Raw genomic sequence first — 12338 nt, forward strand, 5'->3', positions numbered from 1 at the left:
CGGGCTCCGGGCTCCGGGCTCCGGGCTCCGGGCTCCGGGCTCCGGGCTCCGGGCTCCGGGCTCCGGGCTCCGGGCTCCGGGCTCCGGGCTCCGGAGGACTGTGCCGCCGATGCCGAGGCCCTTGAGAAGCGCCATTGGGATCGCCGCTCCACGAGCGCCCGATCGAGCCACTGGCCTGACCGACACAGCACGCCAGCCGCCGCAAGCCGACGTTGTTCCCAGCCGGCATAACCCCAGAACTCGAGCTGGCGAAGACAGCCAGGCAGGGCTGCGATTCAGGAGCGGTCTGCTCGGAACCAGCAGTGAACGAATCCATTAGCGCGGCCCGCTCGTAGAACGCCTGCGAGCGCGTTTGAAACGAGCTACGAAAGGCACCCGGAACGCCCGGGGCTGACAGCACCGACCCACTCGACGGTAGGGACGAGCCACGCTAGTCATTGCTCGCTGGTTACTCAGCAGAGGTCAGGAGCCAAGCACCTGGGTGTACCCCGTTTCACGTGAAACGGTGGCTCCGGCGAGGAGCGACTTGTTCCAAGGCGCCGGCAGCTAGGTGATGGTGGTGGGTGTGTTTACGGCAACCACCACCTGTCGGTGTCCGCAGGGCGCTCTAACCAGAGCCCAGGTGGAAGGCCGGAGAGGTTCCCGTTGCAGCGGAGGGGGGATGAGACGACAGACGAGGCTCATCTCGGGCCCTGCCTCCAGTTCCCGTTCCTGAGCGAGGCGCCACCCAATTACTTGGCTGCACCTGTGCAAAGACAAAGGGCAGCCGGCCCGCACAGGGAGCGAGCATCGTTGCGAATGAGGAGCGTCTATCGAGATCCAGTTGGCGTCCCAATCTCAACCATGGCCAGTCTCCACCGTCGCGCTGCCGTCCGCCGAGACCCAACGATTGGCGAAGACAAGTCGGAACCTTCAACGCCACTTCCCCACGAAGGCTCGGCTGAGCGATGCACGACGGTGGCCCCGGCGAGCAGGTCCGGCCGTAAGCCTGGCCGTCAGACCCAAGCGCACTGTCGGGCGAGAGCAGTCAGAGACACCATCACCGTTTCACGTGAAACTCGACGATGCTGCCCCAGCGGGGGACGGTCAAGCGGCGCTACGAAGTCGGTGCTGATCCGGTTCCCTGATCTCGTGGTTCACTGTGCAAGGGGAGCGGGCATGGTCATGGGAGCTGTCGATCCTGGAATGACTAGATCCCCTCCGAGGTCAATCTGGTTAGCGGCAAAGCGGAGGACTCCATCCCCCGGGCCGCCGCTATTGCATGAACACCGACCCAACGTCAGCGATGCCGACCTTCGGAAGGAGCTGAGCCAGGGTCCTGGGAGAAGGTTCGACTACGGCGACGAAAGGACTCAGACAAAGTCTCGGACGGATCCCGCCCCGAGTTAGCGATGCGGACCAAGCTCGACGGATGGAGCCGAGCTGGCGGAGTGAGAGGGGGCTTCATCTGGAACGCCACGGTCGGCGTCGGCGCCTGGCCTCTACCCTCCGCAGATGGGGCATGGCGCCTCGTCCTGAACCGCCGTAGCCTGCCGCCCAGAACGTCGCACGCCGGGAACGAAGCTCCGTTAACAAGACGATCCGTATTGCTGCAAGGATCGTAGTTCGACCGCGAAGAAGCTAGAAGGTGGTCTGCTGCCGCACAGGCGAAGCGGCCGAGTCAGCAACCGCACGACGGGAAGCAGCAGACCTCTACTTGAGTTTCGAGAGCCCACAGCTCCTCACCATGACGAGCGGTCCGCTGATTCTGTCGCCGGCTCAGGCTCCCCAGAACGTTCGGGAGAATCCACCCACGGTCACTCGCGCCCCTGGCTGCATCGCGTCATGCCTGCCCCGGTCCGCTCCGTCACAGCGGAACCCAAGCGGTGATCGACGGCCGGCCGGCTAAGACGACACCAGCGACCGACACTGCAGCCACGTCCCACAGGGCGGGTGGGCAACCTCGCCGGCACGAAAACTGTGTGGATCAAGCGGGGCCACATCCGCTAGCTCAGCAATGTTCGGCGGTTCAGCCGTATCTCGGCACCGGCCGAAATCAGCTGCAAGGGCCACGGCGACGTTAGCCACGCCAGCCCGAGACGGGGCCTCCACGCGAACACAACCCGACTTCAGCGCGATACCTCCGATCACCACCGACCTCACCGCACGGGACCTCACCGGCGGCTAAGCACCTCAAACATGAACCCTGCTCACGGATTCGCGTGCGGGATCCGGCCATGGAACAAAACCCGGCAAAAACGGCATCAGATTTGCCCCATCGCGAAGATCCAAGCGGTCTCAAAACCTCAGGAGAATGGCTCTGACAGAACCGCCCCACCCTCCAAAAGCGACCGACATTCGCCTTCCCTGGTCCCCAGCAACAGGATCCACCACCCAACCCCGAACATGAAGAAGGCACGTGATCCGCCAAGATCACGTGCCCCACGTTCCCGAACCCTAACGTCAACTCTCGTCCGAGTCAGCGCCCTCTTCCTCAACACCGATCATCCCGACGATCCGCTCCAGATCATCCACCGTGGCGAACTCGATCGTGATCTTGCCCTTGTTCCGCCCGATGTCGACCTTCACCCGAGTATCGAACCGGTCCGACAACCGGTCGGCCAGATCGTTGAGGGCCGGCGCGTGAACCTTCGCCCGCCGCGACGGCGCCGCCTTCTTCACCGGTCCATCGGCGATCGCCAGCGACACCAGTTCCTCGGTCGCGCGGACCGACAGTCCCTCGGCCACGATGCGCAACGCGAGCTGTTCCTGGGCCTCGCTGTCCTCCAGCCCGAGCAACGCCCGGGCGTGGCCGGCCGACAGCACCCCTGCCGCGACTCGGCGCTGCACCGGTGCCGGCAGATTCAACAGCCTTATGGTGTTCGATATCTGCGGCCGGCTCCGTCCGATCCGGCGAGCCAGCTCCTCGTGCGTGGCGCCGAACTCCTCGAGCAGCTGCTGGTAGGCGGCCGCCTCTTCAAGCGGGTTCAGGTTGGCCCGGTGGATGTTCTCCAGCAGGGCATCGCGCAACATCGCGTCGTCACGGGTGTCCCGGATGATCGCCGGGATGGTTTCCTTGCCGACGGCCTGGGCGGCACGCCAGCGGCGTTCACCCATGACGAGTTCGTAGCGGCCGCCGCCCACGTCGCGTACCACGATCGGCTGCAGGAAGCCGACCTCCTGGATGGAGGTCTTCAGCTCCTCGAGCGCCTCTTCATCGAAGACGTGCCGCGGCTGCTTCGCGTTCGGCTCGATCGCCGTGACCGGGAGCTCCGCGAAGCGGGCCCCGGGCACCGGAGCCAGGCCACCGGTGTCCTCGATCTCGGCTACGGGAGCCGGCGCAGGTTCCGTGGGCGCCGTGAACTGGGCCGGCGGAGCCGCCTCAACGTGGACCGGCGCCGGGGGAGGCTCCGCGACAACGGGCGGCGGAGGAGGTGGCTCCTCGGTCGTGGTGGTGCCGCCGGCCGCCGGCGGGGCCGTGGGAATCAGTGCGCCGAGGCCACGGCCCAGGCCGCCCCGTGGACGGTTCTTCATGCCGCGCCTCCCGTGTTGACCCCGCGCATCGCGATCTCCAGAGCGGCCTCGAAGTAGCTCGTGGCGCCCCGCGAACCCGGATCGTAGGTCATCACGGATTGGCCGTAGCTCGGAGCCTCCGACACCCGGACGTTGCGCGGAATCACAGCCTCGAGCACCTTGGAGCCGAAGTGGTTGCGCACATCCTGCTCGACCGCATCCGCCAGGCGCGTGCGGCGGTCGTACATGGTCAGCAGGATGGTGGAGACGTCGAGCGTCGGGTTGAGGTGCTGACGCACGAGGTTGATGTTGTTGATGAGCTGGTTCAGGCCCTCCAGCGCGTAGTACTCGCACTGGATGGGGATGAGGACCTCCTGCGCCGCGCAGAGCGCGTTGACCGTCAGCAGGCCGAGCGATGGCGGGCAGTCGATGAAGACGTAGTCGAACTTCTCGGGGTGCGCCGCGATCGCCCGCTGCAGCCGGGACTCGCGGGCCACCACCGAGACGAGTTCGATCTCCGCGCCGGCCAGGTCGATGGTCGCCGGCACGCAGTACAGGTTCGGGATGCCCTCGACCGGCTGGGCGACCTCCGCCAGCGGCACGTTGTCGATCAGGCAGTCATAGACGTCGGGCACGCCGGCATGGTGCGGCACGTTCAGGCCCGTCGACGCGTTCCCTTGGGGGTCGAGATCGACCACCAGGACGCGGTTGCCGTGCAGGGCGAGAGCCACCGCGAGGTTCACCGTCGTGGTGGTCTTGCCGACGCCACCCTTCTGGTTGGCGACGCAGAGCACCCGCGGATGGTCGGGGCGCGGCATGTGGATTTCGCCGCTCGGGTTGAGGATCTGCACAGCTCGCAACGCTTCCATGGCAAGGGGCGGATCGTCCTCATCCCGGTTCGGCGTTTCACGTGAAACATGCTCGTCTGCCGACGCGCCGTCGGCCGACGGCTGCGTCGCCACGGCGGCCGGTGCGGCCGGTGCGGCCGAGACCGGAGCCGACGGAGGTACGACGGCAGAGCCGGAAACAGGCGCAGACGAAGGCCCCGACCGTGGTGCCGGGGCCGGACGCCGGGGCTCGGCCGCGCCGACCTCCGGTTCCGCCACCGGGGAGCCGTACACCTGACCGCCGTTCCCTCCGCGTGGTTGCGGCACCCCTTGCTCCCCACTGTCGAAGCTCACACTCAAGCTTCCGCTTCGATCCGAGCCGGCGTGTGGATCGGTTTCACGTGAAACACGGTCCCAGCCTGGGGCGCCGTCGGGGCCCCTGCCATACTCATGCACCGTCTTGTCCCTGCCTGCTTGGATTGGGTCGGCACCGCGAGCGTGCGGTCCGGCAGGAGGCGGCGAGGCGCCTGGCGCTCCCACCGTCCGGTCCACACTATCGACGCGCGGCCAGCCTACGGCCGCCGGGCGAGCGTCGCCACGGTTGTCCGCCTGATGAGTTGATGTCAACAACCCGTCCGGCGCCTCGAAGACCATGAATCCGGGCACCAACCGCATTCTCACGCTGTCGGCCGCTGACCCAGCGCCAGTGGCGTCCCGTGCGGACCCGTCTATTACACCGTGTTCGGCCCCATCAGGTGGTCCCCCAAGAGACCTCAGATGGTCCGCCGAAGATCCCGGATAGCGACTCGAAGCCGGAAGATCCGCCGCCTTGCCAGCGGCAGGGGAGGGGCCGGCGGTCGATGGGTGGCCGGCCGGGCGCGAGTCAGCGCCCAGGCCCGCGGCCACCATGGTCGACGTATCGGCGGCGGCAGAGGTGCCTAGGGCCGGCCCGCGACCATGGGAGCCGTTCGGCGCCGATGCGCCGCCCGGCGGCGACCCTCCGTTCGACGGGGAGGTGGCACCAGTCGTACCGGCCTCGGAGCGCCCGGGATCCGGGCCTCGCTGGGGTCGTGGGAGTTTTCCCGTTCGTTTCCGCACGCCCCGCCTGGCCATCTATCCCCTCCGCGATCTCCTTTTCCCGGAGCCGCGTCCACCGGTGCTGCCGGCAGAGCGGCCCGGGTCGGCCGCCCGTCCGGACGGCCTCGGCCTTGGTGCCACGACAGCCCGTTCCCGCACGATCTCGACGACCGTGGTCGGCGGATCGATCAGCCCGGCTCCGCAGAGCCGGACGACCGGGTCGCCACCCCCGAGCCGGGTGATCGCCTCGTGGTGCTCCGCCACCTCCTCGGCGGCCGAGGCGCCCTTCAGCGCCAACAGCCGGCCGCCGACGGCGGCGAGGGGCAGGCACCAACCGGCGAGCCGGTCCAGGGGCGCGACCGCGCGTGCGGTGACGACGTCGGCGGCGGCGGGGGGCCCACCGGCGACGTCTTCCGCGCGACCCCGGACGACCGTGACGGTCGCCTCGAGGCCGAGAGCGGTCACCGCTTCGGACAGGAAAGCGGTTCGTCGTGCCAGCGGCTCGACCAGAGTGATGGTGAGATCCGGCCGGGCCACTGCCAGCACGATACCGGGCAAACCAGCACCAGACCCGACGTCCGTTACCGATGCACCTAACGGGATCATCTCGGACATAACGGCACAGTTGATCAGGTGTCTTTCCCAGACGCGGGGTGCTTCGCGCGGCCCGATCAGGCCGCGGACCACGCCGTCGGTGATGAGAAGCTCGGCGTAGCGCGTGGCCAAGCCGAGACGATCCCCGAAGGCCCGCTCAGCAGCCTCAGCGAAGGCCGACGGCACGACAGCGGAGCCGGCCGAGCCCGCCGAACCGGCCGAGCCCGCCGAGCCCGCCGAACCGGCTGAACCGGCCGACGAACCCACCGCGTCAGACGATCCGGCCAAGGAATCGGCCGAGCCCGCCGAGCCGGTCGAACCAGTCGAGCCGGCCGAACCGGCCGAAGCCCCGGAACCAGCCGACGACGACGCAGGGGAATCAGGAGAGGCAGCGGACGACAACGGCCCGGGCACGACAGCGCCCGGGCCGTTGTCACCCGCGCCGAAGCGTGGGTCTGTCATCTGCTCAGTCGGCCGGACGGACCACGATGCGGCGGCTGGGCTCGACGCCCTCGGACTCGCTCTGGACGCCGGAAATGGCGTTGACCACGTCGTGCACGCACTTGCGCTCGAAGGCCGACATCGGCTCCAGGCGTACGGCGTCGCCGTGCTCCTTGACCTTCTCGACCGCGTTGCGCGCGACCGCCGTCAGCTCCTTGCGGCGGGTGGCCCGGTAGCCGCCGATGTCCAGCAGCAGCCGGCTCGGCGAGCCCGTCGCTCGGAAGATCGCCAGGCGGGTGAGCTCCTGCAGGGCCTCGAGCGTCGCGCCGCGCTGACCCACGAGCGGCTGCAGCCGGCCGCCGACGACCTCGACCATCGGGCGTCCCGCGGACACGAGCTCGTCGATGTCGCCGTCGTAGTCGAGGATGTCGAGCAGCCCCTCCACGTAGTCGGCGGCGATCTCGCTCTGCCGGAACAGGTCGGAGTCCGAAGTGACGGTCTCCGACTTCTTGGTCTCCTCGGTACCGGCGGACTCCGCGGCAGTGGCGGGAGCGGTCTCCTCCTCGGTGGAGTGCTCGGCGCTGGGAGTGCTGGTGTCGGTCACGGTCTCATCTCCGTACTCACTCGGGCCGGACCTGCTCGGTCCGCTGTTTCCCACGTCGGCGCCACATCGGGTCGGCGCCGGCGCGAGGAGGTCTTTGTCGCCGCCCCGGCAGGGCCGCGCGCGGACCCGGGCGAGGCCCGGGCCGCGACTGCGTCATCCCTGTGGTTTGTTCGCCGGTCGCGCGCCCTTCTTCGGGTTCACCGGCTTGGCTCCGGGCTTCGGGGCCAGGGCCTTGGTGTCCACGACCGGGCTCGCCGGCTCCGGCTGGGCGGTCGGCTTGCGGCCGAACAGGCCACCGGTACGGCTGTTCTGCACCGGGTTCTGCGGGCCCTTCGCGCCGGCCTTCGCGCTGGTGGCGCCGTTCGGACGGGCCGACGTGGCGGCCGTCTTGCCGTTGGCCATCTGCGGCGGCGGGAACTTGCGGAGCACCCACTGCTGCTGGGCGAGGCTGAACAGGTTGTTCGTGACCCAGTAGATGACCACGCCGATGGGGAACAGCGAGCCGGAGACCAGCAGCGACAGCGGGATGCCGTACAGCATCAGGCGCTGGATCATCTTCTGCTGCGGGTCCTCGGCCCAGCCGGTCTTGAGGATCATCTGGCGGCTGGTGAGGTACGTCGTCGCCATCATGGTGAGCACCAGGATGCCGGCGATGATCTTGACCACCGTGCCGTTCGCCGCGCCGAGCCGGGCGAGGTCGGCGGCGGAGGAACCGAACTGGGCGGGCAGCGGCGCGGTGAACAGCGCCGAGTGGGTCGCCTCGCGGAACTGCTCGGCCGTCCAGCCGTACAGGGTGGGGTTGGCGTTGTCCGGGTTGAGCCGGCGCAGCACGTGGAACAGGCCCAGGAAGACGGGGATCTGCAGGAACATCGGGAGGCAGCCCATGAGCGGGTTGGCCTTCTCGACCTTGTACAGCTCCATCATTTCCTTCTGGAGCGTCTCCCGGTCGCCCTTGTGCTTCTCCTGCAGCTGCTTGACCTTGGGCTGCAGCGCCTGCATGGCGCGCTGGGACTTGATCTGCTTGACGAAGACGGGGAAGAGGATCACCCGCAGCGTCACGACCAGGAAGACGATCGACAGGATCCAGGACCAGTTGGTGCCCAGCACCCGGCCGTCGGAGACGCCGATGGCGTCCCAGAGGTCATGCCAGCGAAGAAGGATCCACGAGATGGCGATGTAGATCCAGTCGAGACTCAATTCATGCTCCAGTCACATCAGCAGGACGGTGACGGATCGGGTCAGGCACCGGATCGAACCCGCCAGGGTGGAAGGGGTGGCAGCGCAGGAGCCGCCAGATCGCCAGGGCGGTCCCTCGAAGAGCGCCGTGCACCGCGAGCGCCTCCTGGGCGTACGCGCTGCACGAGGGGTAGAACCGACAGCGGGCCGGCAGTGCCGGGCTCAGATAACGACGGTACGCGACGATGGCCGCCGTCAGCACCCGGGCAACCAGCCCGCGTGGCGCCGTCATCGCCGCCTCCGCGGTGACCGGGCGGCGGTCAGGGCCGCGTCGAGGTCGGCGCCCAGCGTCTCGTACGACGCCGAGGCCGAAGCCGGCAGCGCCCGAACGACCAGCAGGGTGCCGCCGGGGAGCTCGGCGAGCCGGGGCCGGACCAGGTGACGCAGGCGCCGCCGGACCTTGTTGCGGGTCACCGCGTTGCCCACGGCCTTGGACACGACAAAGCCGGCGCGCGCCGTGGAGGCTTGCGCCGGCTCATCGATAAGAAGGTGAACGACCACCGTGCTGCGCCCGGCCCTGCGCCCACCGCGAACGGCTGCGGCGAAGTCGGTGCTACGCCTCAGTCGCTGTGCCGCGGCCAGCACGACTACCTGGACATCCGGCCGGACGAGCGTCGGCTCAGGCCGACAGCTTGTCGCGGCCCTTGGCGCGGCGGGTGGAGAGGATGGCGCGGCCGGCACGGGTGCGCATGCGCAGCCGGAAACCGTGGGTCTTGGCGCGCCGGCGGTTGTTCGGCTGGTAGGTGCGCTTGCTCACGTCAGAACTCCGTCTTCATCGGGCGCCCACGTGACCACGGGCGTCCAGGGGGCATCAAAGCTGCAAGACGCCACTTTAGCAGAGCGCGGCGGAGCAACCGCCCGACCCTACGCAGCACCACCGGGGTGGTCAACCATCGCCGCGGCGGCGCGCCGGTGGATCACTTGCCCACGCTGGGCTTCGTCACGCACGCTGGTCCGTCTGCGCACGGAGTGAATCTTTTCGTGCCAGGTCTGCCCCGGGGTGGGTACCGGCGGTTGAACCGGGAGGCGCCGCGCTGTTAGCGTGCCCGTTTGCTGGTCTGCAGTGCTGACCGCGCCGAGTCGGCCAAAACCGGACGAGCCGGTAAATCGTTCGCCAGGTGAGCCTGTTTCTCCGCGCCGACACAGGCTCCGGGGAGTCCGCCGACCAACCGGCCGGGGAGCGACCGCCGACGAGTGCACAGGTTGTGGATAACCTGTGGACAGCCGGTGGCGCCGTACATGTTCAGCACGTTGGATGTGCTGGGTTGGGGGTAGCCGGTCCGTGGCCCGTTCGGGTGACGACTGGCAAGGGCGGCGGAAGCCGGACAAGGCCACCGGGGAACCGGTGGCGATGGGGGTGGCGCGGCGGTGGCCGATACGGTCGACCTTGGCGGGGTGTGGACCGCTGCGACGGACGAGCTGGCGGACGAGATCGCGTCCGCCCAGCAGCGTGCGTACCTGCGGCTCACCCGCCTGCGCGCCATAGTCGAGGACACCGCGCTGCTGTCCGTGCCCGACACCTACACCCGCGACGTGATCGAGTCGCGGCTGCGGCTGGCGATCACCGAGGCGCTGTCGCGCCGGCTCGGCCGGCCGATCCAGGTCGCCGTGACGGTTCGTCCGCCCGAGGACGGCACAGGCCGCCCGGGCACGGTCTACGGGAACCCACCGCCCGAACCGCCGACCCAGCCGCCCGCCCACTACGCGGACCAGCAGCAGCACTACGCCGACCAGCAGCAGCGTTACGCGGAGCAGCAGCAACAGCAACCGCCCGCGTACCCCGACCGCTATCCACAGCCCCCGTCCTTCGGTCACCAGGACGACTACGATCAGGGCTACGAGAAGTCGTACGAGCAGACCTACGAGTCGTCCGACGGCCCGACCGGCTCGGCCCAGGCGCCGTTCCCCCGGGCGGTCCCGTCGGCCCGTGAGTCCCGCGACGGTCAGGACGCCCTCTTCGCCGCGCCGCTGCCGATGCAGGTGCGACCCAGCGAGGGGCCGAAGACGGCCGCGGAGGAGCAGCAGGAACAGCAGGCTCAGACGCGTACCGAAACCGAGCCGCAGCGCCGCGAGGCTCCGCGGCAGATGCCGCACTTCGCGGACCCGCCGAACGAGTCGACCGGCCGCCGGATCGCCACGGACCCGGCCCAGCTGCGCGACAACCAGCGCCGCCCGGACGACCGCCCGCAGCTGCACGGCCAGGACCGCCGCGACGACACCCTGCAGATGCGGCACGGCGGCGACAACGGCCCGGGCCGCGCGCCGATGGACATGCGCGGTCAGGACCGCGACCGCCGGCCGGGCGGCAACGACGGCAACCGCCTGAACCCGAAGTACATGTTCGAGACGTTCGTCATCGGCTCGTCGAACAGGTTCGCCCACGCGGCGTCGGTCGCGGTCGCCGAATCCCCGGCGAAGGCCTACAACCCGCTGTTCATCTACGGCAGTTCCGGGCTGGGGAAAACGCATCTGCTGCACGCGATCGGCCACTACGCGACGACGCTGGGCCACGCCCGTTCGGTGCGCTACGTCTCCACCGAGGAATTCACCAACGACTTCATCAACTCCCTGCGCGACGACAAGACGCAGGCCTTCCAGCGGCGCTACCGCGACGTCGACATCCTGCTGATCGACGACATCCAGTTCCTGGAGAACCGCGAACGCACCCAGGAGGAGTTCTTCCACACGTTCAACACCCTGCACAACGCGAACAAGCAGATCGTGATCAGCTCCGACCGTTCCCCGCGCCAGCTGGCCACCCTCGAGGACCGGATGCGCACCCGCTTCGAATGGGGACTGCTGGCCGACATCCAGCCGCCGGACCTGGAAACCCGCATCGCGATCCTGCAGAAGAAGGCCGCCCAGGAACGCATGTACGCCCCGGACGACGTCCTCGAATTCATCGCGTCCCGCGTCTCGAACTCCATCCGCGAACTCGAGGGCGCCCTCATCCGCGTGACCGCATTCGCGAGCCTGACCAGATCGTCGGTCCAGCTGTCGCTGGCGGAGGAAGTCCTGCGCGACTTCATGCCCGACGGCGCCGGCCCGGAAATCACGGCCGACCAGATCATGGTGTCCACAGCGGACTACTTCGGCGTGAGCCTGGAGGACCTGCGCGGCCACTCCCGCTCCCGCGTCCTGGTCAACGCCCGCCAGGTGGCGATGTACCTGTGCCGCGAACTTACCGAACTCTCGCTACCGAGAATCGGCCAGGCCTTCGGCGGCCGCGACCACACCACGGTGATGCACGCCGACCGCAAAATCAGGCAACACATGGCGGAGCGCCGGTCGCTCTACAACCAGATCGCCGAGCTGACCAACCGCATCAAACAAAACACCTGATTTTGGGCTTGTCCTTTACCGGTACGGCGCACCCCCGCCCCAACCGCAACACCCCCTCAAGCCCCCACGCCCCCAGCACCGCGAAACTCCAGCCCGGCGGTCACCCGCCGGGCTGACCCGTCGGCGCAACTGCCTGACCTCACTGATCACCGCACGGTCCCAGGCCACTCGCCGGCTCGGCTTCCCATCCGATCGGCTTCCCACCCGACGGCTCGCCGCCGACCTCGGCTCTCTGCCCACACCCGGCCTTCTCCGCCCACGGGTCCAGGCACCGGTCCACAGGCCGTTTCGCCTGATTGCAGTTCGAGCCGCCCCGCGCCAAGCAGCTCCGAGACGGCGACCGAATCACCGCAGGATCACCGCCCCGAAGCGTCGACCTCGACTCGGCGCTACTGGCCACTCGCGATCTGTGATCGTCACGTATCCACCGGCTTGCCGGCGTAGTCGGTCTACCGGCTTGCAGGCGTAGTCGGCGCTCAAGCCATCGGGGCTCCCACACCCCGGGCACCTGGGCACCCGGCCATGGGCCACCGGCTACCCGCACCTGCACCTGCGCACCCCGCACCCCCTTTCCCGCACCGCGCCCACGCGCCCACGCCCCCGGCACCGCTACCCGTGTGCCGGTGCCGGTTCCGGCACTGCATCGCACCGCACCGCACCGCACCGCACCGCACCGCACCGCACCGCACCGCACCGCACCGCACCGCACCGCACCGCACCGCACC

Annotated in this window: 9 protein-coding genes; 1 reads left to right on the forward strand and 8 read right to left on the reverse strand. The window is 69.0% G+C overall.

The genetic code is table 11. The annotated features are described in order from the left end of the window. Positions 1–2442: 2442 nt before the first annotated feature. The 8 genes from Ani05nite_RS16475 to rpmH all read right to left on the reverse strand — a co-directional run bounded on the left by Ani05nite_RS16475 (position 2443) and on the right by rpmH (position 9028). Positions 2443–3513 carry a ParB/RepB/Spo0J family partition protein gene (locus tag Ani05nite_RS16475; protein WP_203769266.1) on the reverse strand — a complete coding sequence of 357 codons (1071 nt, stop codon included), beginning with the start codon at positions 3511–3513 and terminating at the stop codon, positions 2443–2445. Further along, positions 3510–4775 carry a ParA family protein gene (locus Ani05nite_RS16480; RefSeq protein WP_344936735.1) on the reverse strand — a complete coding sequence of 422 codons (1266 nt, stop codon included), beginning with the start codon at positions 4773–4775 and terminating at the stop codon, positions 3510–3512. The genes Ani05nite_RS16475 and Ani05nite_RS16480 overlap by 4 nt, the downstream gene beginning before the upstream one ends. A 657-nt stretch (positions 4776–5432) precedes the next feature. Then, positions 5433–6176 carry a 16S rRNA (guanine(527)-N(7))-methyltransferase RsmG gene (gene rsmG / locus Ani05nite_RS16485; RefSeq protein ID WP_239130072.1) on the reverse strand — a complete coding sequence of 248 codons (744 nt, stop codon included), beginning with the start codon at positions 6174–6176 and terminating at the stop codon, positions 5433–5435. A gap of 280 nt (positions 6177–6456) precedes the next feature. Then, on the reverse strand, positions 6457–7035 hold the full coding sequence (locus Ani05nite_RS16490) for a Jag family protein (protein WP_203769270.1): 579 nt from the start codon (positions 7033–7035) through the stop codon (positions 6457–6459). A 153-nt stretch (positions 7036–7188) separates the two neighbouring features. Then, positions 7189–8232, reverse strand: a complete 1044-nt coding sequence (yidC, locus tag Ani05nite_RS16495; protein WP_203769272.1) for a membrane protein insertase YidC — start codon at positions 8230–8232, stop codon at positions 7189–7191. Position 8233: 1 nt separating this feature from the next. After that, on the reverse strand, positions 8234–8503 hold the full coding sequence (gene yidD / locus Ani05nite_RS16500) for a membrane protein insertion efficiency factor YidD (protein ID WP_203769274.1): 270 nt from the start codon (positions 8501–8503) through the stop codon (positions 8234–8236). After that, positions 8500–8856: a ribonuclease P protein component gene (gene rnpA, locus Ani05nite_RS16505; RefSeq protein ID WP_203769275.1), complete on the reverse strand. Its 357-nt coding sequence runs from the start codon at positions 8854–8856 to the stop codon at positions 8500–8502. The genes yidD and rnpA overlap by 4 nt, the downstream gene beginning before the upstream one ends. 34 nt (positions 8857–8890) lie before the next feature. Beyond that, on the reverse strand, positions 8891–9028 hold the full coding sequence (gene rpmH / locus Ani05nite_RS16510; protein WP_125812322.1) for a 50S ribosomal protein L34: 138 nt from the start codon (positions 9026–9028) through the stop codon (positions 8891–8893). Between the two features lie 611 nt (positions 9029–9639). On the opposite strand from rpmH, the gene dnaA reads away from it, so the two are divergent. After that, positions 9640–11613 carry a chromosomal replication initiator protein DnaA gene (dnaA, locus tag Ani05nite_RS16515; protein ID WP_203769276.1) on the forward strand — a complete coding sequence of 658 codons (1974 nt, stop codon included), beginning with the start codon at positions 9640–9642 and terminating at the stop codon, positions 11611–11613. Positions 11614–12338: the final 725 nt, after the last annotated feature.

Source organism: Actinoplanes nipponensis (assembly GCF_016862275.1).
GTDB classification, from domain to species: domain Bacteria; phylum Actinomycetota; class Actinomycetes; order Mycobacteriales; family Micromonosporaceae; genus Actinoplanes; species Actinoplanes nipponensis.

Excerpts from the sequence above, each read along its gene's own strand:
- yidD (WP_203769274.1), bottom strand. The coding sequence starts at position 8,503 with ATGACGGCGCCACGCGGGCTGGTTGCCCGGGTGCTGACGGCGGCCATC.
- Ani05nite_RS16475 (WP_203769266.1), bottom strand. The coding sequence starts at position 3,513 with ATGAAGAACCGTCCACGGGGCGGCCTGGGCCGTGGCCTCGGCGCACTG.